The 25,151-nt window shown below is 56.1% G+C and carries 28 protein-coding genes, 1 tRNA gene and 1 riboswitch; of the genes, 24 read left to right on the plus strand and 5 right to left on the minus strand.

The window, feature by feature from the left end; all coding sequences use genetic code 11:
* Positions 1 to 188 precede the first annotated feature (188 nt).
* Positions 189 to 953 (plus strand): hypothetical protein, encoded by a 765-nt coding sequence (locus tag ACB040_RS05560; RefSeq protein ID WP_005337161.1) that lies wholly within the window; start codon positions 189 to 191, stop codon positions 951 to 953.
* Complete coding sequence (locus ACB040_RS05565) at positions 947 to 1,501, plus strand: VOC family protein (RefSeq protein ID WP_236272064.1); 555 nt, start codon at positions 947 to 949, stop codon at positions 1,499 to 1,501. Before ACB040_RS05560 ends, ACB040_RS05565 begins: the two co-directional genes overlap by 7 nt.
* Positions 1,502 to 1,643: 142 nt before the next feature.
* Here the strand turns inward: ACB040_RS05565 and ACB040_RS05570 are convergent, their stop codons facing one another.
* The gene (locus ACB040_RS05570) at positions 1,644 to 2,867 is read right to left on the minus strand and encodes an MFS transporter (RefSeq protein WP_338771335.1); all 1,224 of its coding nucleotides are present in this window, start codon (positions 2,865 to 2,867) and stop codon (positions 1,644 to 1,646) included.
* Between the two features lie 95 nt (positions 2,868 to 2,962).
* Here ACB040_RS05570 and ACB040_RS05575 point away from each other — a divergent pair, with 95 nt between their 5' ends.
* Positions 2,963 to 3,838, plus strand: coding sequence for a LysR substrate-binding domain-containing protein (locus tag ACB040_RS05575; RefSeq protein WP_338771333.1), 876 nt, complete (start codon positions 2,963 to 2,965; stop codon positions 3,836 to 3,838).
* 63 nt (positions 3,839 to 3,901) lie between these two features.
* Positions 3,902 to 4,858 (plus strand): LysR substrate-binding domain-containing protein, encoded by a 957-nt coding sequence (locus ACB040_RS05580; RefSeq protein WP_371153513.1) that lies wholly within the window; start codon positions 3,902 to 3,904, stop codon positions 4,856 to 4,858.
* A gap of 81 nt (positions 4,859 to 4,939) precedes the next feature.
* Here the strand turns inward: ACB040_RS05580 and ribA are convergent, their stop codons facing one another.
* The gene (gene ribA / locus ACB040_RS05585; protein ID WP_005351157.1) at positions 4,940 to 5,533 is read right to left on the minus strand and encodes a GTP cyclohydrolase II; all 594 of its coding nucleotides are present in this window, start codon (positions 5,531 to 5,533) and stop codon (positions 4,940 to 4,942) included.
* A 248-nt stretch (positions 5,534 to 5,781) separates the two neighbouring features.
* On the opposite strand from ribA, the gene cmk reads away from it, so the two are divergent.
* The 6 genes from cmk to pyrF all read left to right on the plus strand — a co-directional run bounded on the left by cmk (position 5,782) and on the right by pyrF (position 10,955).
* Entirely contained in the window at positions 5,782 to 6,474 is a 693-nt protein-coding gene (cmk, locus tag ACB040_RS05590; protein ID WP_120414083.1) for a (d)CMP kinase, read from the plus strand.
* A 94-nt stretch (positions 6,475 to 6,568) separates the two neighbouring features.
* Positions 6,569 to 8,239, plus strand: a complete 1,671-nt coding sequence (rpsA, locus tag ACB040_RS05595; RefSeq protein ID WP_005337148.1) for a 30S ribosomal protein S1 — start codon at positions 6,569 to 6,571, stop codon at positions 8,237 to 8,239.
* A 92-nt stretch (positions 8,240 to 8,331) separates the two neighbouring features.
* Positions 8,332 to 8,616: an integration host factor subunit beta gene (gene ihfB, locus ACB040_RS05600; protein ID WP_005299934.1), complete on the plus strand. Its 285-nt coding sequence runs from the start codon at positions 8,332 to 8,334 to the stop codon at positions 8,614 to 8,616.
* A gap of 158 nt (positions 8,617 to 8,774) precedes the next feature.
* Positions 8,775 to 9,059, plus strand: coding sequence for a LapA family protein (locus ACB040_RS05605; RefSeq protein WP_005337143.1), 285 nt, complete (start codon positions 8,775 to 8,777; stop codon positions 9,057 to 9,059).
* Between the two features lie 9 nt (positions 9,060 to 9,068).
* Positions 9,069 to 10,235 carry a lipopolysaccharide assembly protein LapB gene (lapB, locus tag ACB040_RS05610; RefSeq protein ID WP_338771325.1) on the plus strand — a complete coding sequence of 389 codons (1,167 nt, stop codon included), beginning with the start codon at positions 9,069 to 9,071 and terminating at the stop codon, positions 10,233 to 10,235.
* Positions 10,236 to 10,253: 18 nt separating this feature from the next.
* Positions 10,254 to 10,955 carry an orotidine-5'-phosphate decarboxylase gene (gene pyrF, locus ACB040_RS05615; protein WP_338771323.1) on the plus strand — a complete coding sequence of 234 codons (702 nt, stop codon included), beginning with the start codon at positions 10,254 to 10,256 and terminating at the stop codon, positions 10,953 to 10,955.
* Here the strand turns inward: pyrF and rrtA are convergent.
* Positions 10,930 to 11,523 (minus strand): rhombosortase, encoded by a 594-nt coding sequence (gene rrtA, locus ACB040_RS05620; RefSeq protein WP_162838995.1) that lies wholly within the window; start codon positions 11,521 to 11,523, stop codon positions 10,930 to 10,932. The two genes, pyrF and rrtA, sit on opposite strands and share 26 nt — an antisense overlap.
* Between rrtA and ACB040_RS05625 the strand changes: the two genes are divergently transcribed.
* The 5 genes from ACB040_RS05625 (at position 11,522) to ACB040_RS05645 (ending at position 14,410) form a co-directional block, all read left to right on the plus strand.
* The gene (locus ACB040_RS05625; protein ID WP_338771320.1) at positions 11,522 to 12,145 is read left to right on the plus strand and encodes a tRNA-uridine aminocarboxypropyltransferase; all 624 of its coding nucleotides are present in this window, start codon (positions 11,522 to 11,524) and stop codon (positions 12,143 to 12,145) included. The genes rrtA and ACB040_RS05625 overlap by 2 nt on opposite strands.
* Before the next feature lie 20 nt (positions 12,146 to 12,165).
* Complete coding sequence (gene queC, locus ACB040_RS05630; RefSeq protein ID WP_113740692.1) at positions 12,166 to 12,873, plus strand: 7-cyano-7-deazaguanine synthase QueC; 708 nt, start codon at positions 12,166 to 12,168, stop codon at positions 12,871 to 12,873.
* 61 nt (positions 12,874 to 12,934) lie between these two features.
* Entirely contained in the window at positions 12,935 to 13,606 is a 672-nt protein-coding gene (gene queE / locus ACB040_RS05635; RefSeq protein WP_204479532.1) for a 7-carboxy-7-deazaguanine synthase QueE, read from the plus strand.
* Position 13,607: 1 nt separating this feature from the next.
* A complete protein-coding gene (locus ACB040_RS05640; RefSeq protein ID WP_005337126.1) occupies positions 13,608 to 13,838 on the plus strand; it encodes a DUF3820 family protein in 231 nt (76 codons plus the stop codon).
* Positions 13,835 to 14,410, plus strand: coding sequence for a cob(I)yrinic acid a,c-diamide adenosyltransferase (locus ACB040_RS05645; RefSeq protein ID WP_026034843.1), 576 nt, complete (start codon positions 13,835 to 13,837; stop codon positions 14,408 to 14,410). The genes ACB040_RS05640 and ACB040_RS05645 overlap by 4 nt, the downstream gene beginning before the upstream one ends.
* Positions 14,411 to 14,479: 69 nt before the next feature.
* Here the strand turns inward: ACB040_RS05645 and ACB040_RS05650 are convergent, their stop codons facing one another.
* Complete coding sequence (locus tag ACB040_RS05650; RefSeq protein ID WP_005337123.1) at positions 14,480 to 14,884, minus strand: H-NS family nucleoid-associated regulatory protein; 405 nt, start codon at positions 14,882 to 14,884, stop codon at positions 14,480 to 14,482.
* A gap of 302 nt (positions 14,885 to 15,186) precedes the next feature.
* Positions 15,187 to 15,358, plus strand: a riboswitch (Lysine riboswitch).
* Between the two features lie 88 nt (positions 15,359 to 15,446).
* On the opposite strand from ACB040_RS05650, the gene ACB040_RS05655 reads away from it, so the two are divergent.
* Positions 15,447 to 17,027 (plus strand): Na+/H+ antiporter NhaC family protein, encoded by a 1,581-nt coding sequence (locus ACB040_RS05655; protein WP_338771309.1) that lies wholly within the window; start codon positions 15,447 to 15,449, stop codon positions 17,025 to 17,027.
* Positions 17,028 to 17,118: 91 nt separating this feature from the next.
* A complete protein-coding gene (locus tag ACB040_RS05660; protein ID WP_005351181.1) occupies positions 17,119 to 17,700 on the plus strand; it encodes a thymidine kinase in 582 nt (193 codons plus the stop codon).
* Positions 17,701 to 17,780: 80 nt separating this feature from the next.
* Here the strand turns inward: ACB040_RS05660 and ACB040_RS05665 are convergent, their stop codons facing one another.
* Entirely contained in the window at positions 17,781 to 19,118 is a 1,338-nt protein-coding gene (locus ACB040_RS05665) for a flavohemoglobin expression-modulating QEGLA motif protein (protein ID WP_338771306.1), read from the minus strand.
* A gap of 158 nt (positions 19,119 to 19,276) precedes the next feature.
* Here ACB040_RS05665 and ACB040_RS05670 point away from each other — a divergent pair, with 158 nt between their 5' ends.
* From ACB040_RS05670 to ACB040_RS05700, 7 genes are all read left to right on the plus strand, one after another.
* Positions 19,277 to 19,732, plus strand: a complete 456-nt coding sequence (locus ACB040_RS05670; RefSeq protein ID WP_005337119.1) for a YbjN domain-containing protein — start codon at positions 19,277 to 19,279, stop codon at positions 19,730 to 19,732.
* Between the two features lie 134 nt (positions 19,733 to 19,866).
* A tRNA-Ser gene (locus tag ACB040_RS05675) sits at positions 19,867 to 19,954 on the plus strand.
* Between the two features lie 137 nt (positions 19,955 to 20,091).
* Positions 20,092 to 21,816 (plus strand): DUF6538 domain-containing protein, encoded by a 1,725-nt coding sequence (locus tag ACB040_RS05680; RefSeq protein ID WP_371153504.1) that lies wholly within the window; start codon positions 20,092 to 20,094, stop codon positions 21,814 to 21,816.
* A 9-nt stretch (positions 21,817 to 21,825) separates the two neighbouring features.
* The gene (locus tag ACB040_RS05685) at positions 21,826 to 22,764 is read left to right on the plus strand and encodes a hypothetical protein (protein ID WP_371153502.1); all 939 of its coding nucleotides are present in this window, start codon (positions 21,826 to 21,828) and stop codon (positions 22,762 to 22,764) included.
* Between the two features lie 378 nt (positions 22,765 to 23,142).
* Positions 23,143 to 23,280, plus strand: coding sequence for a hypothetical protein (locus ACB040_RS05690; RefSeq protein ID WP_010674054.1), 138 nt, complete (start codon positions 23,143 to 23,145; stop codon positions 23,278 to 23,280).
* 112 nt (positions 23,281 to 23,392) lie between these two features.
* A complete protein-coding gene (locus ACB040_RS05695; RefSeq protein WP_371153500.1) occupies positions 23,393 to 23,935 on the plus strand; it encodes a recombinase family protein in 543 nt (180 codons plus the stop codon).
* 51 nt (positions 23,936 to 23,986) lie between these two features.
* A complete protein-coding gene (locus tag ACB040_RS05700) occupies positions 23,987 to 24,805 on the plus strand; it encodes a tetratricopeptide repeat protein (RefSeq protein WP_371153498.1) in 819 nt (272 codons plus the stop codon).
* Positions 24,806 to 25,151: the final 346 nt, after the last annotated feature.

Raw genomic sequence — 25,151 nt, forward strand, 5'->3', positions numbered from 1 at the left:
CGCTGATGGGCGATACTATGGGGAGGTGACCGTCATGGTCATCATCCCCTGATCCTGCAATCTCTCCCTGAGACCGGGGGCACAGCTTGGTGACAAATCGTGGGCAAGGGGGGATCTGCAGGCTACCTTAAGTGGGTAAGCTGTTGTAGGATCACGCAATTGGATAGGAACAGGGGTTTGGACATCCTATGATTTTAACTTTGGTATTGCTGTCTATTGGCGCACTCCTGTTTTTGGTTATCGCCTATAACGTGGTGCAGCAATATAAGCAGAAGGCAGAGGCGGACAAGCGTCACGCCGTTGCCAGACACAAGACGGTGGCTGACGAGACCGAAGAGGTGTTGCTGAACGTCAATCTGGTGCCTTTCTCCAAGAACATGGTGTTGCTGTTGCAGCACCGGATCCTCGATGCCTATCGCGCCATCGCCCAGGTGATGCCCAACAATCAGATCAAGCAACGCATCGTTGATGTACAGACCCAGATCAAGAATGTGCAGGAGAACTACAGCGTGCAGGATGAGGGGCAGTTCAAGACCCCGGAGTCCGATCGTCAGGCGATCCAGATGCTGCAGCTGGTCAAGAAGATGCGGGCCGTGCTGCGAGTCGAGCACAACAAGGGCAAGATTGACCCTCAGGGATTTGCCCAGGAAGAGCGCCGCCTCGAGCTGATGCAGCTCAAGATCAACATCTCCAATCTGGTCAAGCGGGCGATGGATGCCCGCATTCAGGGCCAATATGGTACTTGCCGCCAGCTCTATACCAAGGGTCTGTCGGCCATGGCGAGCGTGGGCGACAAGGATCCCTATCTGCTGGCCCGTGAAGAAGATATGCGTCAGGGGCTCAAGGAGCTTGAAGAGCTGCAGCAGCAAAATAGCGCGCAGGATCTGCAAAACATCAAGGACAAGGAAGCCGACGAGCTCGATGTCCTGTTTCAACCCAAGAAGAAATGGTAAGCATGTCCCACCCACTCGATTCCACACTGGGGCCAATGGCCCCATTTGTTTCTCAGCTGTTGGCAGAACTGGCCGCCACTGGCGTCACAATTTCCCGGCCAACGGTCGATCACCTCTGTTATCGGGCGGCTACCCTGCAGGAGTACCGCGCGCTATGTGCTGTGCTGGCTGAGGCGGGCTCCTTGCTGGTGGAGGGTATGATTGGCGGGCGCCCTATTGCGACTTATCAGTTGCATCAGCCGCTGTTGGCTGGTGAGGTACAGGTACCCTGTATCGAGCTGGCTGCACCGAAACCGGGTCGCGTCCATCAGGCGGGGCTGGAACATATCGAGCTGGTGGTCGCTTCACTGCAAGATCTGGTAGCGTGCTATCCCGAGCTGCCATTCAAAACGGGCAACATGCAGGATATCCGCAACCCCGATATTGGCCTGATGTTGCCTTCCGGACAGATCAAGTTTCATCTGCGCTCGCTGGCTGAGGTGATCGCCGAAGAGGTGGTGACCGGTGCTGTGGTCGCGGTGCCTGCGGATTATTTCGATCAGGAGTGATCCTGCGCTCAATGTGCGGGCCTGACAGGCTCTTGAATAACGCAGCAAAAGGGGTCACCGGTGTGACCCCTTTTGTTATCTGGCGGTGCTGGGTTGCGAGAGCGCCATCTGCTCGTTGGTGACCCTGTTTGCGCTGAGCCTGTTACCGGTGTCGGTGGGGGGGCTGGGCGGGCAGTGACGATTGGCTTCGCTGCTTGAGACGGCCGAGCCAGAGGCTCAAGCCTGCCGTCAGGATAAGGACCAGTTCAATACCCATGACCAGACCGCCCAGCTCGCCTTGCTCCCAGAAGGGGTGCAGGTAAAGCCCACCCAGACTGGCTCCCAGATAGTAGGCCACCAGATAGAGGGAGGAGGCGAGGGCCCGGTTGTGTTCGACATGATGACCCACCCAGGCACTGGCGCAGGCGTGTGCCAGGAAAAAACCGAAGCTGGAGACCAGCAAGCCGCTCAGGATCCCGAGCAGACTGCCCTGCAGCAGCCACAGATTGCCGATAGCCATCAGCGCAATCCCGACCAGCAGCATGCGTTGTGCCCCCCAGCGATTGGCAAATCGGCCGCTCAGAGAGGAGGCCACCGTCCCCGAGAGATAGGTGAGAAACAGCATGCCGAGCCACTGGGTGGGCAGGGAGAATGGGGGCTTGGCCAGCAGGAAGGTGAGATAACTGAACTGGTTCAGAAACACCATAAAGTTGAGCCCGCCGATAAGGTAAGCCCCTACCAGCAAGGGATTGGTCAGGTGTTGTTGCAAGGCGCGGGCAAATTGGCCGCGAACGGGGGCGCTCGCCACAAAGCGGGTCTGATGGGGCAGCAGCCAGAAGACCAGCGGCAGCAGTGACAGGCTGATCACACCAATCCCCAGAAAGGTATGCTGCCAGTCGCCAAACCAGCCCGCCAACAGGCCGCCGACCACCCGACCGGCAATGCCACCGAGGGAGTTGGCGGCAATATAGACACCCACCGCAGAGAGGAGCGCCCGTTTGCTGAACTCTTCCCCCATATAGGCAATCGCGGTCGCGGGCAGTCCTGCCAGCAGCGCGCCCTGCAGGATGCGTAGTAGCAGCAGGGTGCCAAACTGCTCAACCAGCGGGATTAACAGTGAGAGCAGGATCGCCAGGGTGAGGGTACCCAGCATGACTTGCCGACGGCCATGGCGATCCGCCAGTCTGGCGCAGATCAGCAGGGAGGCGGCGAGGCCAGCAGTGCATCCTGCCAGGGTCCAGCTGGCCGAGAGGGAGTTGACCGAGAAGACCTCGGCGATCAGGGGTAACAGGGGATGGGTCTGGTAGAGATTCAGAAACACCAGAAAAGAGCCCAGGCTGAGGGCCAGGGTTGCACGTATCCACTCGCGACTTCCAACTTCAATCATTGCGTATTGTCCTGACTACTTTTGGTCAGGGTAGAGCCCTTGCGGTTATAAATATAATATATTTAAGTTATCTATCTCATAAGATGAATTGATACATGGATCTGAAACAGCTCACCTATCTGCTGGCGGTCAGGGATGCCGGCTCATTTACCAAGGCAGCCAACAGTCTGCATGTGGCACAACCGGCCATCAGCATGGCCATCGCCAAGCTGGAGCAGCAGCTCGAATTGCGCCTGTTTGATCGACAGGATCGGGCGGTACGGCTGACGCCGGAGGGAGAGGTGCTCTGTCGCCATGCCGAGCGCTTGTTGTTGCAGATGCATCAGGCCGAGGCCGAGATGGCCGAGCTCAAGGGGCTGGAGCGGGGGGAAGTGCGGATCGGGATCCCCTACATGATGGGCTCCTACTATTTCCCCCCTCGTCTGATGGCCTTCAAGCATCGCTATCCCGGCCTCAAGATCCGGGTCGAAGAGGCCGGCACCCGTGAGCTGCTCAGCCGGATGGTGGATGGCTCCCTCGATCTGGCCATTCTCATCACCAGTGATCTCCCCCCCGCCATTGAGGGGGCACATCTGCTGAGCGAAGAGATGTTGATGGTGGTGGGGGACGATCACCCCTTGCGTGGCACATCGGCCGTCACCCTCTCGCAGTTTTTCGCTCAGGAGCTGGCGCTGTTTCGCCGTGGCTTTTATCACCGGGAGCATATGGAGGCGCTGGCCCAGAGCCTGGGCGTTGAACCCGATATCGCCTTCGAGAGCAATCTTATCCCTCTGCTCAAGGCGGTGGTGCGGCAAGGCTTTGCGGTGACAACCTTCTTGCGGATGGTGCTGGAAGAGGAGCCGGATCTGAGTGGCGTGCCCTTCGACCCGCCCATCTATCTCGATCTCTGCGTGGCGTGGCGGCGTGGCGATCCGCTCTCCATGGCCAACCGTGCCTTGCGCGATTTTCTACTTAAGGATCGCCCAGCCTGATGGTGGCGGGCCATTGCTGAAAGTTTGTTACTATTAACGGTGGGTTCGCTTGAGGGCTACACCATGAAATTGCAGCAATTGCGCTATATCGTCGAGGTGGCCAACCACAGGCTGAATCTGTCGGCCACCGCCGAGAGCCTCTTTACCTCCCAGCCCGGGATCAGCAAACAGGTGCGGATGCTGGAGGATGAGCTGGGGATCCAGATCTTCGAGCGCAGCGGCAAACACTTGACCCAAATCACCCCCATAGGTCGTGATGTGATCAAAGTGGCCGCGGAGGTGCTGGACAAGGTCGCCACCATCAAGGTCATGGCCAGGCAGCATGTGCATCCGGAGCAGGGAACCCTCACCATTGCCTCCACTCATCTGCAAGCCCGTTATATTCTGCCCGCCATCCTCAAGGGTTTCATGGCCCGCTTTCCCAAAGTTGCCGTAACTGTGATGCAAGGGAGTGCTGCGCAGTGCCGCGCAGCCGTGCATGATGGCGCGGCCGATCTGCTGCTGGCGGATGAACCGGAGGAGGGGAGCGATCTGCTCATGCTCCCCTCTTTTCAGTGGCAACGGGGCTTGGTGCTACCCAAGGATCATCCGTTGGCCAAAGCAACATCGCTGACCTCGGCCGAGCTGGTGGAGTTTGCATTGGTGACCGATGGAAGGGCGCTCTCTGCCGCTCATGGCACTGATTGCGCTCATGCCGAGAGCCGGATCGCCTGCTGTGCGAGCGACAGCGATGTGCTCAAGACCTATGTCAGACAAGGGATGGGCATCGGGGTGATGGCAACTTTTGCCTGGGAGCCCCAGCGCGATGGCGATCTGGTGCTCAAAATGGCGCCCTGGCTACCAGGCGGTGTGGCCGCTATCGGGTTGCGCAGAGGGGCATTTTTATGCGGCTATCTCTACGATCTGATTGAACGTCTCGCGCCGCAATTGACCCGCGAGCGGGTCGAACAATACTGTGCTGCCCGCACTGGCGATGAGCTTGAAGCTCTGCTGGCCAATTTGACCGTGCCACTTAGATAGCTTGGGTTGATGTGTGGTCATCCCAAGAAAAACGCCTCCCAATGGGAGGCGTTTGACTATCTGACATTCGTCAATGCTGGCTCACTTCTTCAGCATATGATCCAGCTTGTTGGCCTTGGTCGACAGATAGAACTCGTTGTGGGGATTGCGTCCTTCCTGCAACGGAACCCGTTCGGCCACCGGAATACCGAAGGATTCCATCGCTTTCATCTTGCGCGGGTTGTTGGTCATCAGTTTGAGAGACTTGACTTCAAGCTGCTTGAGCATGTCGGCGCAGATGGTGTAATCGCGCATGTCGGCGGCGAAACCAAGGGCCACGTTGGCCTCCACGGTATCGGCCCCCTGATCCTGCAGGTGATAGGCGCGGATCTTGTTGAGCAAGCCGATGCCACGGCCCTCTTGACGCACATACAGCAACACGCCACGACCGGCTTTGGCGATATTTTCCATGGCCGCCTGCAACTGGAAACCGCAGTCACAACGCAGGCTGAACAGGGCGTCGCCAGTCAGGCACTCTGAGTGGATCCGGCCCAGCACGGGCTCGTCACCGGTAATGTCGCCCATCACCAGTGCGGCGTGGTCTTTGCCTGTGCCGGTTTCCTGAAAACCTACCAGCGTGAAGGTGCCCCAAGGGGTTGGCAATTTGGATTTGGCCACGAGGGTAACGCTGCTCATAGGTTGCTCCTTACTACTAACGGCTCAAAAAAGGGGGCCAGTTTAGCGCGCCTTGTCAGGAACGACCATAAGAACAAGTCCCTGCATTGCTTAATGAAATCTCCAAATGAGATACAAGCACAGCTGTCCGGCGGGGTTTTGGCCCTTTGTGCGGATTGATGACTGCCAGGCTCACCACATTCGGGTATAATCGGCGCCCATTAACCCACCCCTTCGGGATGGGAGCAACACAGTGCAGGAGAGAAGTTATGCCTCAGATGGCCCCCGTAATGACAATTGATGGCCCCAGTGGTGCAGGTAAAGGCACCTTGTGTCAGCTGCTTGCTGAGAAGCTGGGTTGGCACTTGCTGGACTCGGGCGCCATCTATCGGGTGTTGTCCCTGGCCGCCCTGCATCACGATGTAGAGCTGGACAATGAAGCCTCACTGGTGCCTCTGGCTGCCAATCTGGATGTGCAATTTCAGGTAGAAGGCGATTTGGTCAAGGTGATCCTGGAAGGGGAAGATGTCTCCCGCACCATCCGCACCGAAGAAGTGGGTAATGCTGCCAGTAAAATCGCTGCCTTCCCCCGGGTGCGCGAAGCCTTGCTGCGCCGTCAGCGTGCATTTCGTCAGGCCCCGGGTCTGATTGCCGATGGTCGTGACATGGGGACCGTGGTTTTCCCTGAGGCCGAGGTGAAGATTTTCCTCGACGCCAGTGCCGAAGAGCGGGCCCAGCGTCGCTATAAGCAGTTGCAAGATAAGGGCTTTGATGTTAACTTTGAGCGTCTTTTAACCGAGATTCGGGAACGTGACGATCGCGACAGAAATCGCGCTACTGCACCCCTGAAACCGGCAGAAGATGCTCTGGTGGTAGACTCTACCGCCATGACCATAGATGAAGTGCTGGCAACAGTACTCGCCTATGCAGAGCAACAACTTGGTGATGCCAGCGCAAGCTGACATCCGGTCGTCTGCACCAAGGATGGCGCAGATTATTTAAAACAGCCCCGCTTGTGCCGGATTGCAAGTGGATGTTTCATTTGTGACATAAACAATGATCGAATCTTTTGCTCAACTCTTTGAAGAGTCCCTGAACGCCGTTGAAACCCGTCAAGGTTCCATCGTCAAGGGTACTGTCGTTGCTATCGAGAACGGTTTCGTACTGGTTGACGCCGGTCTGAAATCCGAGTCCGCTATCCCGGCTGAAGAATTCAAGAACGCCATGGGCGAGCTGGAAATCAACGTCGGCGACACCGTTGACGTGGCTCTGGACTCTATCGAAGATGGTTTCGGCGAAACCAAGCTGTCCCGCGAAAAAGCCAAGCGCCACGAAGCCTGGCTGCAGCTTGAGAAGGCTTACGAAGAGCAAGCTACCGTTATCGGTATCATCAACGGCAAGGTCAAGGGTGGTTTCACCGTTGAACTGAATGGCATCCGTGCCTTCCTGCCGGGTTCTCTGGTTGACGTGCGTCCGATCCGTGACACCGCTCACCTGGAAAACAAAGAACTCGAGTTCAAAGTCATCAAGCTGGACCAGAAGCGCAACAACGTTGTTGTTTCCCGTCGTGCCGTGATCGAGACCGAGAACACCTCCGAGCGCGAAAGCCTGCTGGCTAACCTGCAAGAAGGTCAAGAAGTTAAGGGTATCGTCAAGAACCTGACCGACTACGGTGCATTCGTAGATCTGGGCGGTGTTGACGGCCTGCTGCACATCACCGACATGGCGTGGAAGCGCGTTAAGCATCCTTCCGAAATCGTCAACGTTGGCGACGAGATCGCTGTCAAGGTTCTGAAGTTCGACCGCGAGCGTACCCGTGTATCCCTGGGTCTGAAGCAGCTGGGCGAAGATCCCTGGGTTGCTATCGCCAAGCGTTACCCGGAGACCACCCGTCTGTCTGGCCGCGTGACCAACCTGACCGACTACGGCTGCTTCGTTGAAATCGAAGAAGGCGTTGAAGGCCTGGTACACGTATCCGAGATGGATTGGACCAACAAGAACATCCACCCGTCCAAAGTTGTTAACGTTGGCGACGTGGTTGACGTGATGGTTCTGGACATCGACGAAGAGCGTCGTCGTATCTCCCTGGGTCTGAAGCAGTGCAAATCCAACCCGTGGCAGCTGTTTGCCGAAACTCACGCCAAAGGCGACCGTGTTTCCGGCAAGATCAAGTCCATCACTGACTTCGGTATCTTCATCGGTCTGGATGGCGGCATCGACGGCCTGGTTCACCTGTCTGACATCTCCTGGAACAACCAGGGCGAAGAAGCCGTGCGTGAATTCAAGAAAGGCGACGAGATCGAAGCCGTTGTTCTGCAAGTGGATCCGGAGCGTGAGCGCATCTCCCTGGGTGTCAAGCAGATCGAAGAAGACCCGTTCAACAAGTACCTGGCTGACAACAAGAAAGGTGCTATCGTGAAGGGTAAGGTTACTGAGGTTGATGCCAAAGGTGCCGTTATCGAACTGGCTGATGGCGTAGAAGGCTACCTGCGTGCCTCCGACGCTGCTCGTGACCGCGTAGAAGACGCCACTCTGGTGCTGTCTGTTGGTGACGAAGTTGAAGCTAAATTCATGGGCGTTGATCGTAAGAACCGCACCGTAAGCCTGTCTGTCCGTGCTAAGGACGAGGCTGATGAGCGTGTTGCTATCGATAACCTGAACCAACAAGAAGAAGTTGTGTTCAGCAATGCTATGATGGAAGCGTTCAAAGCCGCCAAGGGTGAGTAATCCTTGATGCAAGAAAAGGGCGGCATTGCGCCGCCCTTTTTTATCCTGGCAAAATGAATATTGCATGTGATCGGGGAAGGAGATTTAACGTTATGACCAAATCAGATCTCATCGAACAACTGGCAGCCAGCCGCATGCATATGCCGGCCAAGGATGTCGAAGCCGCCATCAAGGAGATCCTTGAGCAGATGGCGTCGACCTTGCAAAACGGCGACCGGATTGAAATCCGCGGATTTGGCAGTTTTTCACTGCACTATCGTGCGCCCCGTGTGGGCCGCAACCCCAAGACTGGGGACAAGGTTGAACTGACCGGGAAATATGTCCCGCACTTCAAACCAGGTAAAGAGTTGCGCGAGCGCGTCAACATCATTGAATAATGCAGAAATGGGCATACCTCGGGTATGCCTTTTTTCTTTTTGGCACCGATTCCTGTGCCAATCGTCTTGTTTCTTAAACTCTTTTCCCATTCACTCTAGAGTCTGCCTGCGATTTTAAGGATAATCAGCCTCTCATTAGATACTGACAGGGAGCTCTTATGAAGCGTATTTTGGCCCTCATTCCGCTGGTGCTGGTGTTTGTTCTGACCCTGGCGCTGGGCTCACAAAATGGCCAGCTGGTTCAGTTCAATTACCTGATCGCTCAGGGTGAGTTTTCGCTTGCCATGCTGTTGGGCTTCTTCTTCGCTGGCGGTTTTTTGCTGGGCTGGCTGGTATTCGGCCTGCTGTTCCTGCGTCTGAAAATGCAAAACCGCACCCTCAACCGCACTATGCGTCGTCAATCCCGCGAGTTGGAGCTGGCCCGGTCACCGGGTAAGGAATAATGTTCCTCAATGCTTGAACTGCTTTTCCTGCTGTTGCCCATCGCCGCCGGTTATGGTTGGTACATGGGCCGCAGGAGTGTTCGCCAGGACACCCAAAAACAGAGTAACCAGTTTTCCCGCCAGTATGTGGCGGGCCTCAACTATTTGCTGTCCGATGAATCCGACAAGGCGGTGGATCTCTTTATCCAACTGCTTGAGGTGGACAGTGAAACCATCGAAACACACCTCTCCCTCGGCAACCTGTTTCGCCAGCGTGGGGAGGTCGATCGTGCCATCAAGATCCACCAGAACCTGGTAACCCGCCAACTGACCCGGGAGCAGCGACAGCTTGCCCTGCAGGAGCTTGCGCGCGACTTTTTGGCTGCTGGTCTGCTGGACCGAGCGGAAGCGCTCTGGAATGAGCTGTGTGATGACAGCGACTATGAAGAGACGGCGCTGGCACAGCTGTTGATCATCCATCAGCAGTTGCGGGACTGGGATAAGGCCATCGATGTGGCGGTTCGTCTGCAAAAATTCCAGGGCAAGAAGCTGGCCGACTCCATCTCCCATTTCTATTGCGAGCAAGCCGAGATCGCGCTGCGTGAGGGCAATAAAGGGGAGGGGCTGGCCAAGCTCAAACGGGCGCTCAGTATCAATCCGGCATGTGCCCGGGCCAGTTTGCGCCTCGCTGAGCTCGCCATGACAGATGGAGAGTATGAGCAGGCCAGCAAGGAGCTGCTGCGGGTGTTCGAGCAGGATATCGACTTTGCCTCCGAGGCGATGCCCAAATTGCTCGAGTGCTATCAGCAGTTGGGGCGCACGCCTGCGTTGATCCCGCTGCTTGAGAAGGCAGTGGAAGATCACGCCGGTGTCAGCGTGACCCTGGCCCTTGCCAAGCTGGTTGAAGAGCGTGATGGCCTGAGTCAGGCCCGTTCGCTGGTGCTGCGTCAGCTGCGTCGTCATCCCTCGATGAAAGGTTTTTACCAGTTGGTGGGTTTTCAACTGGCCAGTGCGGAGGAGGGGCCTGCCAAGGAGAGCCTCGAGCTTCTGCAACAGCTGGTCGGCGAGCAGATAAAAATCAAGTCAACCCACAAGTGTCGGCAGTGCGGCTTTGCCACTCACTCGTTGTTCTGGCAGTGCCCGTCTTGTCGCCAGTGGGGTTCCATCAAGCCGATCCGCGGTCTGGACGGTGAATAACAAGCAATAGGATGTGAGATGCAAGATCCCAAAGTACTGGTAGCGCTGGATTATCAGCACGAGGCAGATGCCTTAGCGTTCGTTGAACGTATCTCTCCGGCCCAGTGCCGTCTCAAGGTAGGCAAGGAGATGTTTACCCTGTTTGGCCCGCAGTTTGTACGCCAGCTGGTGGCCAAGGGATTCGATGTCTTTCTGGATCTGAAATTTCACGATATTCCCAATACTGTTGCCAAAGCCGTGGCAGCCAGTGCCGAGCTCGGTGTCTGGATGGTCAACGTGCATGCCAGTGGTGGTGAGCGGATGATGCGTGCCGCCAAAGAGGCGCTGCTGCCTTATGGCGACAAGGCGCCATTGTTGATCGGAGTGACCGTGCTGACCAGCATGGAGCAGTCCGACATGATCCCTCTTGGTCTGGATGTGAGCCCTGCCGAGCAGGTGATCCGGCTGGCTACCTTGACCAAGGCATCCGGCTTGGATGGGGTGGTCTGCTCTGCCAACGAGGCCCATGAGCTTAAAGCCTTGCTGGGCGAAGATTTCAAGCTGGTGACCCCGGGTATTCGCCCGACCGGTTCAGCGGCCGGGGATCAGCGTCGGGTGATGACACCGAAAGCGGCGGTCGAGGCGGGGTCCGATTATCTGGTTATCGGTCGCCCCATTACGCAGGCTGCCGATCCGGCCACCATGCTGGCCAGCATCAATGCCGAGCTGGCTGGTGCGTAACAGGCTCACTCAGTGATACGCGGTGCAGGCCGAGTAACAGGCCTGCACCGGCCCCGATAAGATGAGAGCCGATGTGTACCCTGGCATTGATCAGGGTGGAGATCGGACTCTCTCCTGCGTTGTAGAAGTCCATCACCAGCTTGAGCCCCATCCCCGCTAGCAGCAGCCAGCCCGATGTGCGGCGTCCGTGACGAATATCCTGCATTGCCCCCCAGACAAACAGGCCATGCAGCGAGCCGGATAGCCCCATGTACCATTGGGTCTGCGGGCACCACCACCAGATCCCCAAGCCCACTGCCAGCCAGAGCAGCAACATCAGCAGCGGCAGGCGAGCCCCACCCAGATAGTCGCGAAACAGGCTATAGAGGATGGCGAGGCCGCCCAGATTGAGCAGCAGGTGCCACAGATTGGTATGAGCCAGATTGCCTGTTATGATCCGCCACCCTTCGCCCCCGGCGATCAAGGGCCGATCGAAGGAGAGCTGAAGATTGGGAACGGTAAAGAAGAGTAGCAAGCTGGTGAGAGAGAGCGTGATAACCCAGAGCAATCCAGATTTGTCTGACAACATGAAACAGTCCAACGACAAGAACAGTCGATACTGTACACGTTGCACCCGAGCCCTCAAAGCCTGCCTGTGCGATTATATTGTGCCGGTTGACAATCACACGCCCCTCTACATCTTGCAGCACCCCAACGAGGTGGCACATCCCAAGGGGACTGCGGCGCTGCTGGCGGCCTCTTTGCAACAGTGCGAGATCCATGTGGGGGAGGACTTTTCCCGCGATGAGTGGCTCAATGTGCTGCTGGCTGACCAATCCCGTCGTTATTATTTGCTCTGGCCGGATGAGGATGCCATTTCGCTGACCGATCTTCGCCAGCAGTGGGAGAGTGAATCCTCTGGCTGCGCATCCGTCGCCTTTATCTTGCTTGACGGCACCTGGCGCAAAGCCTATCGCATGTTGCAGAGCAACCCGGCACTGGCCCGCTTGCCCCGCATCGGCATTGGTGCCATTGCCGGTCAATATGCCATTCGCAAGAAACCCTTTCCCGATGCCCTCTCTACCATAGAGGCGGGCTATCACCTCTTGTCCCGGTGGGAGGGGAGGCCGGAGCACTATGCGCCCTTGCTGACCCTGTTTAACCGGTTGAATACCCAGTGGCAGGACTTTGCCGAAGGCCGCCGCGCGTGACATTTGAAGGAGTTATCAAGATGAAAAAAGCAGTCGTGGTTTTCAGTGGCGGTCAGGACAGCACCACCTGTCTGGTACAGGCATTGGCTCAGTATGATGAAGTGCACGCCATCACCTTTGACTATGGCCAGCGCCATCGGGAAGAGATCGACACCGCGCGTCGTCTGGGCAGTGCTCTGGGGATCGCCGCCCACAAGGTGATGGATGTGACGCTGCTCAATGAGCTGGCGGTCTCTGCTCTGACCCGTGACGACATCCCTGTCAGCTGCGAGCTGCAGGATAATGGCCTGCCCAACACCTTCGTGCCGGGTCGTAATATCCTGTTCCTGACCCTGGCTTCCATCTATGCCTATCAGGTGGGCGCCGAAGCGGTGATCACCGGTGTCTGCGAGACCGACTTCTCCGGCTATCCCGATTGCCGTGACGAGTTCGTCAAGGCCCTCAATCAGGCGGTGTCGCTGGGGTTGGATCGCGGCATCCGTTTTGAAACTCCCTTGATGTGGCTCGACAAGGCCGAGACTTGGGCTCTGGCGGATCACTATGGTCACCTCGACACGGTGCGCCAGCAGACCCTGACCTGCTACAACGGCATTGCCGGTGACGGTTGCGGCACGTGTCCTGCGTGTGAACTGCGCCGTCGCGGCCTGAACAACTATCTGGCCGACAAGGCGGGCATCATGGCCAGACTGTTTGAGAAAACCGGGCTGGGCGAGAAAAGCGCAGAGTGAGCCTGCGTCTTGCCGTGGCTTGGGGTATAATCCGCGCCTTTTGCAACAAGCCGTGATCGAGATGCACTACCCAATCAACGAGATTTTCCAGACCATCCAGGGGGAGGGCATCTTTACCGGCCTGCCCGCCATCTTTGTTCGCCTGCAGGGTTGCCCGGTGGGCTGCCCCTGGTGCGATACCCGTCATACCTGGGTTGTTGATCCGGTTCGTGAAGTGGGTAAGGCGGCGGTGCTGGATCGTTCCAACGAATCCGATTGCTGGAGCCAACTCAGCACCGCGCAGATTATCAAGAGCTTTGGCGATCTGGGTTATCAGGCGCGCCATGTGGTGATCACCGGTGGGGAACCCTGCCTCTACGATCTGCACGAACTCTCGTCAGCCCTGCTGGCGGCGGGTTATCAGGTGCAGATTGAAACCAGTGGCACCAGCGAGATCAAGACCCATGAGCAGACCTGGGTGACCGTCTCCCCCAAAATTGGCATGAAAGGGGGGCTGCCTGTGCTGGTCTCGGCGCTGGAGCGGGCCAACGAGATCAAGCATCCGGTGGCCACCGAGCACCATATTGAAGAGCTGGATACGCTGCTCGCTACTGCTACCCTGCGCCCTGATGTGGTCATTGCCTTGCAGCCGATCAGCCAGAAGCCAAGGGCCACCCAATTGGCGATGGATACCTGTATCGCGCGTAACTGGCGACTCTCAATCCAGACTCATAAATATCTGGATATCGATTAATATGGATTGGCTATCCGACGAACAGGTACTGCTGACCCTGACCAACAAGATGCCTTACGGTAAATATCAGGGGCGGCGTATCATCGATATTCCAGAGCCCTATCTGGTGTGGATGGCGCGCAGCGGTTTTCCGGCGGGTAAATTGGGCCAGACGCTGGCGTTGGCTTATGAAATCAAACTCAATGGACTCGAATCCATGATTATTCCCATTATTAACAGGATGTCGGTATGAGAATATATACGAGGCAGGGTGACAAGGGCATGACCCGGCTGGCCGATGGTATCCAGTTGCCAAAGGATCATTTGCGGGTCGAGACCTACGGTTATATCGATGAGCTCAACTCCCATATTGGCTTGCTGATTTGTGATGTGCCGTCGCAAGAGCTCTGCTTATTGGCTGATTTACAGCTGTTGCAACAGGAGTTGTTTGATCTGGGGGGGGAGTTGGCATTCTCCAGTGACGCCCAGAATGAATCGATTTGGCAGGTTAATGCCGCTTGGACAACTCGCCTTGAACAGCAGATAGATCGTTATAGTGAGCCATTGCCACCGCTGCGCCAATTTATATTGCCCGGTGGTTCCCGTGCCGCGGCGCAAGCACATGTGGTGCGTACTCTGGTGCGTCATTGCGAGCGCTTGCTGCTGACATTGAGCCGGGAAGAGCGGGTCAATCCCGAGGTGCTGCCCTATCTGAACCGGATGAGTGACTGGTTCTTTACCGTTGCCCGCTATCTCATCTGCGTGGCAGGGGATCGTGAAGTGCTGTGGGTCAAGGCAGCAGATCGCCCGCAATCGGCTATCTGATATGTCACATTTAAGCGGCAATAAAAAACCTCGCCTTGGCGAGGTTTTTTATTAGCAACGAGATTGAGATCAGATAGCAAAGTCTTCCAGTGATTTGCCTGCTGCCACTGCGCTGGCAATAGCCGAAGGCATACGGCCCTGGCCGGTCCAGGTTTTCTCTACGCCATTATCCTGATAGCGATATTTGGCAGGACGTGGCGCCCGCTTGGCTTTTTCTGATTTGCCGGGGTTGGTAGCAACAGCGCTTACCAATTCTGCCGGGTCAATACCGGCGGCTTTCAGCATTTCGCTATATTCGTTAATTTTCCGCAGATGCTCTTCCCGGGCCTGACGCTCGGCAGCTTCATCCTGCTGACGCTCAGCAACGATCGCAGAGAGTTTTTCCAGTGCCTCTTCCAGTTGTTCCAGAGAAAGTTCGCGGCAGGTCGCACGCAGACTGCGGATATTAAGCAGTACCTTTAAAAATTCATTCATAGGAGTTACCACGTCGAGTCAGAGAAAAATATTATGTTCCAGCTGATTCTTGCTTGGTGATTTAAATAAGTCAAGCCGGGTTAAATATTATATCCGTGGGGAACATCAATACAGATATTTAATATGGCCAGCAATAGGCTTGGTGATTGGATGCCAATGAAACCGCAGTAGGTGAAAATAGCGTCAAAACAGGCGTTGTCGCATCATTTGACTACCATTTTTCAACCTTGATATGTTTATCGTGACTATTTAATCAAAAAACTTGCTATAAGCTGCCATCTCGATAAAATGTGCGGCGAATACCTTTAAGTAGAGGCGCGCTGCCTATGAGTATTTGTGCGGAGGGTGATGCCTGTGATGCACAAGGAAAGGAGTCAGCGCCGAAGTGGCCAGGCCATCATACCGGGCTGCTGGTTCTGCATCTAATAGGTGCAGGACTGCCATAGTCATCCACTATGGAGCGCTACCTGAAGGGGCTGAGGAGTATGACCTCCCCATAGGTTTTGTTTCTTTAGATCCTCTCGGTAGATCTCCACCTGTAATCTTTAGGTGCAAAGAGATCATGGACATTAGTCATTTCGCCGACTCCGGTTGGTCCGTTCTTCCCCCCCTGTTGGCTGTCGCGCTGGCGATCATGACCCGCCGCGTGCTGCTGTCCCTTGGTGTGGGCATCGTCACCGGCAGTTTGCTGCTCAATCAGTTTTCACCCCTCGAATCCCTGCATTACATGTTGAATACCGTGCTCAAGATCTTCTGGGTCGATGGCGCGCTCAATCGTGACAATGTCAACATGATCCTGTTTATGCTGCTGCTGGGCGGCCTCATCAGCCTGATGAGCGTCTCCGGGGCGACCCGTGCCTTTGCCGAGTGGGCCGAGCGTCGTGCCAAGACCCGCAAGGGCGCCAAAGCCCTGACTGGGATGATGGTGTTTGCCTTCTTTATCGATGACTTCTTCCACAGCCTGTCGGTGGGGGCCATCTGCCGTCCGGTGACCGACCGCTTCCAGATCTCCCGTGCCAAACTGGCCTATCTGCTGGACTCCACCGCGGCGCCGGTCTGCGTGCTGATGCCCATCTCCTCCTGGGGGGCTTATATCATCGCCCTGGTTGGCGGCATCATGGCGGCCCACGGTCTGACCGAGCAGAGCCCCATCGCGGCATTTGTCGAGATGATCCCGATGAACCTCTACGCCGTCTTCACCCTGATCATGGTGCTGGTGGTGATCGCCTGTCAGCTGGATATCGGCCCGATGCGTCAACACGAAGCGTGGGCGCTGGAAGGCAAGCTGTGGGATGAGTCCAAGGGCCGCCCCATCGGTATGGATATGGAGAGCCCGGAGGAGAGCAACGGCGGCATGATCGACATGGTACTGCCGATCCTGACCCTGACTGCGGCCACCATCTATTTCATGATCGATTCCGGTGCTGCGGTGCTGAGCGAGAAAGGGCTGCCCTTCAGCGTGCTCGGCTCGTTCGAAAATACCAACGTCGGCTCTTCGCTAGTCTACGGTGCCCTGTGCAGTCTGGTGGTCTCCATCGGTCTGGCGATGCGCCTGAAGCTGGGAGCCAAGAACTGGATCAAGGCCGCTCCGCAGGGCGTCATGGCCATGCTGCCAGCCATCAACATCCTGCTGTTTGCCTGGACCATAGGTGCCGTGGTGCGTGACGTGGAGACCGGCAAGTACCTGGCTTCGCTGGCTAACGGCAACCTGCCGATCGAAGTGCTGCCCGCAGTGGTCTTTATCCTCTCCTGTGCTATGGCGTTTGCCACCGGTACCAGCTGGGGAACCTTCGGCATCATGCTGCCACTAGCCGGCGACATGGCTGCCGCCAGCGACATCAGCCTGATGTTGCCGATGCTGGCCGCGGTACTGGCTGGCTCGGTGTTCGGGGATCATAGCTCGCCCATCTCCAGCACCAGCATCCTCTCTGCCACCGGTGCCGGTTGCCATCACATCGATCACGTGATGACCCAGCTGCCTTATGCACTGGCCATTGCCTTCGGTGCGGCCATCGGTTACCTGGCGATGGGCTTGATGCACTCCAGCCTGGCCGGTTTCAGTGTCAGCGCCCTCTGGTTCGTGCTCTTTACCAGCTATCACCTGAAAAAGGCCAAAGCGCGGCCAGAGCTGGCCACCGCGTAACATTTATAGAGCAAGGGGCCCGCGGGCCCCTTGGTTTTGTCAGGGGCTTTGGTTAGCATGCGCCCCATAAATTCAGTTTCGGAACAGTATCATGGCTTCACTGCACTACAAATTTGCCACCATGAATTCAGGCAAATCCACCCAGCTCATTCAGGCGCACTTCAACTATCTGGAGCGGGGCATGCATCCTCTGGCGATGACGCCAGCCATCGATGACCGTTTCGGGGTCGGGGTGATCAGTGCCCGGGTTGGCCTTGAACTGAAGGTGGACGTGTTCAGCGACAGCTGCGATCTGTTTGAAATGGTGAAAGCGCGCCATGCGAAGAAACATATCGATGTTTTCATCGTGGACGAGGCCCAGTTCCTGACCCGTGAGCAGGTCTACCAGCTGGCCCGCATCGTCGATGAGCAGGATATTCCGGTGATGGCCTATGGCCTCAAGACCGATTTTCGCGGCGAGCTGTTCCCGGGCTCCTACCATCTGCTCTGTCTGGCCGACAAGTTTGAAGAGCTGAAGAGCATCTGCTGGTGTGGCAACAAGGCTCACATGAACTCCCGGGTCAACGAAGCGGGGCAGGTGATGCGTGATGGCGAACAGGTGGAGATCGGCGGCAACGATCGCTATGTATCGCTCTGTCGCAAACACTATCTCGAAGGTCGGGCCTACAAGTAATTCGGCTGCGATATTTGAATCGTCGAGCAGGGCGCCAATCTGGCGCCCTTTTTATTTTCCCCAACTTCTATCGCTGTGGTTCAGTCGATCTCGATATCCACCGGCGCAATGATGGGGTCGGCCACCGGCAGGCGTTGAAACAGCTGGCGAAAATGGTGCTGTACCCGGCCGATATCCACCAGCGACATGCCGGAGGCAAAACCGAACCAGACATAGAGGCCGGTGAGATCGCGAAACATCGGCGGCAAATAGCGGGGGGCGGCGATCAGCCCCTCCAGATAGTGCTGATAGAGCACCGGAATGTCATCCAGTGTCACCTTGCCGACAAACAGCATCGGCAGGATCTCGGGCACCCCTTCCAGCACGGCGCTGCGGATAAAGTTGACCGTCTCCACATAGCCACGCACGTAGGAGAGATCCTTGGTAAAGCAGGAGCCGCCGCGCACCATGCCACCACGAAAGACCCGCTGGGTGATCTTGTAGGCGTCGTGCTCGCTGGTGCCCTGCTGCACGAAGTGCTGAAACACCTCGATAAAATCGGCGCCGTGCTCGGCCATGTCGATGGCCATCACCCGATCGGAGATACGCTTGGCCCGATCCGGAAAAGAGCTGAAGGTGAGGGTCTCTATCAGGACAGCCAGCCCCTCCTGACAGGCGGTGATCCGCGGTGAACCGGCGCTCAGCCAGGTGGCGTAAGGCTGCTGGCGACCGTTGAGGGTGGTGCCGACATGGACCCACCCCTCGTGTACTTCCAGCACCTGCAAGTCCAGCTCGGAGAAACGGGCGTGGGAGTTGAGCTTGATGTAGTCGCCACCGGCCGCGGCATCGGAGACAATCCCATCGCTCAGCTTCACCTGCACTGTGCCGTCACTGAAGTAGCTCGACAGCTTGCCCTGCAGTTTGGCGACCGCGGCCTCTCCTTCGAACTCCTTGGGGTAGGGGCGCACCAGATGGCGGGCGCCGGGTAGGGAGAAGATATCGCACAGGCGGGCGCCCAGCTCCTTGAGAGTCTTGCGATCCCCGCGCAGGTGATCGCTGGCAGAGCCATAAAGCAGCTGGCTGTAACGCTGAAAATCGGGTTGGCCCCGCTGGCGCAGCATCTCGATCACCACCATGTACTGATCGACCGTCTCTTGCAGGATCTGGCCAAGATCGTCCTGTGGCCCCAGTTTTCTGCGGATCCGGTCCCGCAGCTCCTTGAGCTCCAGATACTTGTTGCGCGGATCGAAGCCGAGGGGGAGGGCATCATAGAAGTGCCTGTCGATAGCGGGCAGCTCCCTGCCTCCGCTTGCCAGAAAGCGATCCTGCAGATGGCGTGGCCATTTGATGGCATCCAGAATGCGGATGGGTTTTTGCAGGGTGAGCAGCTCATCCGAGAGTGATTTCAGATGAAGGCGATACTTTTCTTGGATAGTCATGGGGCCCCCTGTGGGGCAAGCGTCATCGTGGATTTGGCTGAGTATATGCATAGCGCTTGCCAAAAAGAAGCGAGCCGCAGGGTTATCGGGTTGGCGTGCTTTTTGTTGATAGCAAATTGGTTTAGACTGCGCCCCTTGATCCCAATCTTGTCGTGGAAATGATGAATATCCCCAGCTCCGAAATGATAATGCGTTGGTTGCAACAGGCTCGTATCGAGCACTATGTCTGCGACCAGTGTCACGGTATCCACATTGTCTCTTTGCAGTCGGTCGATGGTATTCAGGAGAGCCGGATCTTCGTGGAAGAGGAAGGCCTGCTGTTCTCCTCCGAGCTGGAAGTGCGCCCCTCCGCAATGCTGCCGCTGGTTGCCGAACTGGGCCGACTCAATATGCAGTACCCCTCCCTCAAGGTGTTCCTCGATATCATCGATGACAACCTGCCGCGGCTGGTGGTCGGCCACACCGTCTTTACCAAGGCCGGACTCAGCGTCGAGCAGTTCCTGCTGTTCGTGCAAAGCACCATCGCCGCCACCCACGAACTGGTTGCCGAATGCGAACGTTCCGGCTTCCTCAACCTGCCGGAAATTCAGGTTGCACCGGAATCTGTGCATTAAGTGTTCGAACGGTTCGCCAGGTGAAAAAAGCCGTTGACGCGGGCGGGGCTTTCCCCTAAATTACGCCCCGTTCCAGCGCAACAGCGCAGCGAACACCGTGTTGGCTGAACACGTTAAACCACAGACCAAAATTTGGTGAGGTGTCCGAGTGGCTGAAGGAGCACGCCTGGAAAGTGTGTATACGGCAACGTATCGAGGGTTCGAATCCCTCCCTCACCGCCAAATTGAAAACCCCTGCTTTCGAGCGGGGGTTTTTCGTTATAGGTCAAAAACTTCCTGATTTCATAGCGATTTTGTGATCAACCCTTCCATCCCGGAACTTCCGAGGTGGTACAAAAAGGTGGTACAAAATGAGGTCTATGAGCAACCTAATCCAGAACCGTTATGGCAAGTGGTACGCCCGCCTTGTCATCCCCAAAGCACTCCGCCCTGTTATACAGAAGGGTGAACTCAAGCGATCCCTAAACACCACGATCGAGTCTGAAGCTCGCCGGGCTGCCCTGCCTGTTCTGGATGAGTTTTATCGTCTACTAGAGGCTGCCAAGATTGATCTGGTGGTGCAACCCCTCGACCTCTCCAACGCGGCGGACTGCTGGTATAACGTGATGATTGAGCGTCTTGACGAACCGGATGTACGTGCTCGTTTCATCCCCCTGCAAGATACAGGTTCTACCATCGAGCCAGCAGATATCTTGCAAACCTTACTGGCTGATGTGGAAAGAGGCCAACCGGGTCTCTCTGACAAGGACAAAGCCGCAAGGCTCGCCCGTTTCCTCACGTGGATGAAGCCTTACACTGACGAGGCACTTCGGGCATCAGGCCTCTGCCTATTTGTCGGTTCGGCCAACTATCAGGCTCTTGCTCGGCTTCTTGCGGGCAAATTCCTACAGCTGTCGGTGGCCGTCCAGCAGAATACCCGTACTAACGCCATGCAGAGACGCATCGGCCAGCCAGAGATCCCCCTTGTGCCGACTGGCAACATCACCGTCCCCACAATCAGCCCACGGGGGACTCGTCTATCTGCCCTGTTTGAGCGTTACAAGGCCACCATCAAACGGCGGGAACCAAAGAAAGCTGATACCCGTATCCTTGAGTATCAGGTGGCTGTTGAGCGATTTATCGAGCTGATGGGCGATAAGGGCATCGAAGATATAACAAAGCGTGACGTTGCCGAATTCCGCAACTTGATGGAACAACTCCCCGCTCGCCCTAAGCGTCATGTGTCAGCCATGCCGTTACGCCAACAGATCGCCTGTGCAGAAGAGCACAATTTGCCTCGTCTGACTGCTGCCACCGTCAAGAAACTGGGCCGAGCCCTGTCAGCAGTCTTGGGTAATGCGGTGGAGGATGGCCTGCTGGAGCATAATCCGGCCCATGGGGCCAAGTACACGGAAAGCGTCATCAACCCGCTGGCCGAACCGGAACGTCCGTACACCTCGACCGAGCTGGCGACCATGTTCGGTTCCCCGTTGTTCGCCAGACGTACCCAACATGCCCGATTCGGTGAGGCCCACTACTGGGTGCCGTTGATGCTCTACTACACGGGGGCCCGGGCCGAGGAAGTTTGTCAGCTCTATGTGGCGGATGTCATACAACAAGATGGCGTCTGGTTCTTCCGGGTGGCGGAGTTGCGGGGAGACCAGAGCGTGAAGAATCGCAGCAGTAACCGTGACATTCCGGTACACCCCCATCTATTGACGCTAGGCTTGTTGGACTATCTCCGTTCGTTACCTGCCGATGGCCGCCTATTCCCCCTTTTGAACCCCTCTGGCCAAAAGCAGAGCTACCATGTACGGCTGGGAGTCTGGTGGCAGCGGCATTTACGTGAAAAGCTCAAGATCACACGGGAAGATATTCAGCCGTTCCATAGCTTCCGACATACCTTTATCACCCTGCTACGGACTGCTGAGGTTCGTGAGGACGTGCAAAACGCCATCACGGGACACAGCCAGCATAGCGATAGAACGGCAACAGGCCGAAACTATGGAGCCTATACGTTGAGCCAGAAGCTGGCAGCAGTCGAAGCCATTCCTTTGGCTCCCATACCAACCTATGACGAACAACTACCAGCAGAGACACAGTAGGAGGCCGCATTGGATATCAGTCAACTCTTCATCGGCCACCCCTCACTAGGCCTCATTAGTCCACGGGGAACGCTCTCGCAGATACCTGGCTTCAATGGGCGGTACAGTCAGTACGTCAGGCGGGCAATCGCCAACATCCGGCAGGTGCAGGGGCTCGACCTGCCGGAAGTTCCCGAACCGGATAATGGATTAGGGACGTGGACTCCCTTACAAGCCTTGGCCGTGTTGACCTATGGCCCTAGCTCTCACTTAAACCTGAGGCTAATAGCGGAGATCGAGCAGCTTACCGGGCTGGAGTTACCACACGATGAAAGGCAAAGTCGCCATGAGGCTGCATTTTATGTGGAATACTTGGCCCCGCTGGTTACTTACTTTCAAATGCAGCAACCGGGTTTGCGAATGGAGGTGATCCCGCAGTTCGACTGCGACCCTTACCGAATAGATTTCCGAGTCGATTTGCAGTGGTTCGACCCGGACGGAAAGTATTTTGACACACCGATTCGGCAGGAGGCGTACTTGCTGGAGTTTGACGAGGCCTATCATCTGGAGCCAGCGAACCGCCAAGCAGACCACCTGCGTGATGCCTACATCGAGCAGCAGACGGGCATCAGACCGCTCAGGATTCGCCATGAGGAGCAAGAGCTGTGGGCTACCATTTGCCGGACTCAGGGACGCATCCTAAGCGTGGAGGAGTACCTGCAAGGGCTGCTGGGGACGATGGCAGAGCCGGGCGATAGCCGACATTTCGACATCACACGGGAGTCTGCCCAGAGTGCTTATACCTGTGATCCTGCCGGGTATCTGCGATATCCAGCTCAGCCGGGGCGAGACCTTAAAGCGATAGCAGAGCGACTTGGCTGGCGGTTGAGCCAGAGGCATAGCGGTAATCTGGCCTATCACCGTCTGACCCCGCCGCGAGTGACTGCTAATCGACACATTTTGGGGTAATGTGTCTGGTCGATTTGAGTCTCATCGACACATCCAGCAGCGTATTCATGGGCTTTTCGGCGGCATGTGTCTGGTGTTCCAGCTGTTCCAACCCGATATATATACCCGTTTAGTTACTCAGACACTTATCTATTTACTGCACCGAGGGGGGAGCATACCAGCCACCCGAAGGAGAGATTCCGAGAAGATTGCAACGATCTTGCCCGGTTGATTGCCCGGCAAAAACAATCCCAAACCCCACCAGCACAAGGAAAACGAGCAGGCAACATTCAGACCAAACGCCGGTATAAGCCAGATGAGACCAACACCATAGGAGAATCCCATGGAATACATCACATCTGGCACCTTGTCGGGAACCATCCAGCAAGGAGCAGGCGTATGAATGAGCAGCAAGGAAACCCGTTACTGAAAGCGTTGGAGGCAGCACTGCTGGCAGCCTTGGGCGTCCTCATTAAGGAAGCCGTCAACTCGATGCAGACACCGCCGCCTCCGCCGAAGGAGCCGGACGCTCAATAGACCATGCCCGTGTGACAGACCGGAAGCCCCCCGGCAACCCCTGTCACACGGGTTGGTTTTCGAGTTTTGACACGTTTTTCTTGCAGGGTCCTGAGCCTATTGGGAGGCCATCATGGCAATCATCGGATATGCCCGTGTCTCGACCACGGGGCAATCGCTGGAGCAGCAACTGATAGCTCTGGCGGATTGTGAAAAAGTTTTTCATGAGCAGGTCAGCGGTAGCAAGACGGATAGGCCGCAACTACAGGCAATGCTCGAATTTGCCCGCTCTGGAGACGTGCTAAAGGTGACCAAATTGGATCGTCTGGCCCGGAACACCCGGCACTTGCTGGAGATCACAGACCAGCTACACGCCAAAGGGGTAACATTACAGATCCAGAATCTGGGCATCGACACGGCCACTCCGACAGGCAAGCTGATGCTGACGATGATCGGAGCCATCGCCACGTTCGAGCGGGAAATCATGCTGGAGCGTCAGGCGGAAGGGATCGCCTTGGCAAAGGCCAAAGGGGTCTACAAAGGCCGCAAGCCGACAGCGATGGAGAAGCGGGACGAAGTGCTGCATCTTCTATCGCAAGGCATCGCTAAAGCATCAGTGGCAAAGCGGTTGGGTATCAGCGTGTCGAGTGTCCATCGAATAGTTGGTCAGAGGTAACGACCACCATCGCCAAGTTTATGTTTAGAAACATTGTTCAAAGGAAACTCTATGTTCTCCCAAAAGGGATTATTAACAGCTCTACTAATAGTGGTCAGCATAGCTCTGAGCGGGGTTACTGAGGCGACAGGGACTGAAATTGATGCCGCAATGGCTCAACGAATTCAAGAGTCAGCCAAGCAAGGGGAAGCTGATGGGCAATACGCACTAGGCTGGATGTATGAACAAGGGCAAGGGGTAAGCCAAGACGATAAGCAAGCTGTGAAGTGGTATCGTAACGCCGCAAACCAAGGCTATGCACTAGCTCAGTATGAGCTTGCTAGGATGTATGCTTTAGGTAAAGGGATACCTCAGGATGAAAAGAAGAGTGTGGAGCTGATCATTAAAGCAGCAGATCAAGGGTATGCCCAAGCTCAATATCAACTGGGACGTTTGTATCAAGCTCCTCTGATGGACCTTGGCCCGTTAACCGAACAAGCTCCATCGGCTTTTGTTCAAGTTGATGATAAGCAAGCTGTTATGTGGTATAGAAAGGCCGCTGAACAAGGCCATATTGATGCTCAATTTGCACTCAGCAATATGTATTACTACGGGCACGGAATTCCTCGGAGTAAAACGCAAGCCTATGCTTGGGGGCGGAAAGCTGCTGAGCAAGGTCATGCCCAGGCACAACGTGCTGTTAGTTACTATTTGCTAGGTGAGAATAATTTAGTTGAAGGGTATGCTTGGTTATTGACAGCGTCAGCAAATGGTGACTCTGTAAGTAGTCATATGCTCCATGAGCATGAAAAAAAACTCAACAAACAAGAATTAGGCAAGGCTGAAGCTTTAGCAGAACGATATTTTCAAGAGTATCAGCCCAAAAATTGAGTCGTAGTAGCTAACTTGAGGCCCTGAGTTAATGGATTGCATTGGGTTTAGCAGTAAGTGATCTAATGCGTCTAGTGGTACAAACTAGTGGTACAATCGGCAATGTTACAAGTCATTGCATCGCAATGAAATCAGTGGTTTACATAATCGTGGATAGTATCGAGGGTTCGAATCCCTCCCTCACCGCCACATTGCAAAGCCCTGATGGAAACATCGGGGCTTTTGTTTTATGGCGCAATCCCGAGCAGTTGTCAGCATAGGACTGCAAATCCTCATTGTTGATAGCCCAGCATCTGGCTGAGCCGATTGGCCAATTGGAGTGAACAGCCGCAGTGATCTTGTTGCC

Source organism: Aeromonas sp. S11(2024) (genome assembly GCF_041402345.1).
Classification (GTDB): domain Bacteria; phylum Pseudomonadota; class Gammaproteobacteria; order Enterobacterales; family Aeromonadaceae; genus Aeromonas; species Aeromonas veronii.

What these genes read in the sequence shown, in the direction of transcription:
- ACB040_RS05560 (WP_005337161.1), top strand. Translation starts at nt 189, where the DNA reads ATGATTTTAACTTTGGTATTGCTGTCTATTGGCGCACTCCTGTTTTTG.
- ACB040_RS05565 (WP_236272064.1), top strand. Translation starts at nt 947, where the DNA reads ATGGTAAGCATGTCCCACCCACTCGATTCCACACTGGGGCCAATGGCC.
- ACB040_RS05570 (WP_338771335.1), bottom strand. Translation starts at nt 2,867, where the DNA reads ATGATTGAAGTTGGAAGTCGCGAGTGGATACGTGCAACCCTGGCCCTC.
- ACB040_RS05575 (WP_338771333.1), top strand. Translation starts at nt 2,963, where the DNA reads ATGGATCTGAAACAGCTCACCTATCTGCTGGCGGTCAGGGATGCCGGC.
- ACB040_RS05580 (WP_371153513.1), top strand. Translation starts at nt 3,902, where the DNA reads ATGAAATTGCAGCAATTGCGCTATATCGTCGAGGTGGCCAACCACAGG.
- ribA (WP_005351157.1), bottom strand. Translation starts at nt 5,533, where the DNA reads ATGAGCAGCGTTACCCTCGTGGCCAAATCCAAATTGCCAACCCCTTGG.
- cmk (WP_120414083.1), top strand. Translation starts at nt 5,782, where the DNA reads ATGCCTCAGATGGCCCCCGTAATGACAATTGATGGCCCCAGTGGTGCA.
- rpsA (WP_005337148.1), top strand. Translation starts at nt 6,569, where the DNA reads ATGATCGAATCTTTTGCTCAACTCTTTGAAGAGTCCCTGAACGCCGTT.
- ihfB (WP_005299934.1), top strand. Translation starts at nt 8,332, where the DNA reads ATGACCAAATCAGATCTCATCGAACAACTGGCAGCCAGCCGCATGCAT.
- ACB040_RS05605 (WP_005337143.1), top strand. Translation starts at nt 8,775, where the DNA reads ATGAAGCGTATTTTGGCCCTCATTCCGCTGGTGCTGGTGTTTGTTCTG.
- lapB (WP_338771325.1), top strand. Translation starts at nt 9,069, where the DNA reads ATGCTTGAACTGCTTTTCCTGCTGTTGCCCATCGCCGCCGGTTATGGT.
- pyrF (WP_338771323.1), top strand. Translation starts at nt 10,254, where the DNA reads ATGCAAGATCCCAAAGTACTGGTAGCGCTGGATTATCAGCACGAGGCA.
- ACB040_RS05625 (WP_338771320.1), top strand. Translation starts at nt 11,522, where the DNA reads ATGAAACAGTCCAACGACAAGAACAGTCGATACTGTACACGTTGCACC.
- rrtA (WP_162838995.1), bottom strand. Translation starts at nt 11,523, where the DNA reads ATGTTGTCAGACAAATCTGGATTGCTCTGGGTTATCACGCTCTCTCTC.
- queC (WP_113740692.1), top strand. Translation starts at nt 12,166, where the DNA reads ATGAAAAAAGCAGTCGTGGTTTTCAGTGGCGGTCAGGACAGCACCACC.
- queE (WP_204479532.1), top strand. Translation starts at nt 12,935, where the DNA reads ATGCACTACCCAATCAACGAGATTTTCCAGACCATCCAGGGGGAGGGC.
- ACB040_RS05640 (WP_005337126.1), top strand. Translation starts at nt 13,608, where the DNA reads ATGGATTGGCTATCCGACGAACAGGTACTGCTGACCCTGACCAACAAG.
- ACB040_RS05645 (WP_026034843.1), top strand. Translation starts at nt 13,835, where the DNA reads ATGAGAATATATACGAGGCAGGGTGACAAGGGCATGACCCGGCTGGCC.
- ACB040_RS05650 (WP_005337123.1), bottom strand. Translation starts at nt 14,884, where the DNA reads ATGAATGAATTTTTAAAGGTACTGCTTAATATCCGCAGTCTGCGTGCG.
- ACB040_RS05655 (WP_338771309.1), top strand. Translation starts at nt 15,447, where the DNA reads ATGGACATTAGTCATTTCGCCGACTCCGGTTGGTCCGTTCTTCCCCCC.
- ACB040_RS05660 (WP_005351181.1), top strand. Translation starts at nt 17,119, where the DNA reads ATGGCTTCACTGCACTACAAATTTGCCACCATGAATTCAGGCAAATCC.
- ACB040_RS05665 (WP_338771306.1), bottom strand. Translation starts at nt 19,118, where the DNA reads ATGACTATCCAAGAAAAGTATCGCCTTCATCTGAAATCACTCTCGGAT.
- ACB040_RS05670 (WP_005337119.1), top strand. Translation starts at nt 19,277, where the DNA reads ATGATGAATATCCCCAGCTCCGAAATGATAATGCGTTGGTTGCAACAG.
- ACB040_RS05680 (WP_371153504.1), top strand. Translation starts at nt 20,092, where the DNA reads ATGAGCAACCTAATCCAGAACCGTTATGGCAAGTGGTACGCCCGCCTT.
- ACB040_RS05690 (WP_010674054.1), top strand. Translation starts at nt 23,143, where the DNA reads ATGAATGAGCAGCAAGGAAACCCGTTACTGAAAGCGTTGGAGGCAGCA.
- ACB040_RS05695 (WP_371153500.1), top strand. Translation starts at nt 23,393, where the DNA reads ATGGCAATCATCGGATATGCCCGTGTCTCGACCACGGGGCAATCGCTG.
- ACB040_RS05700 (WP_371153498.1), top strand. Translation starts at nt 23,987, where the DNA reads ATGTTCTCCCAAAAGGGATTATTAACAGCTCTACTAATAGTGGTCAGC.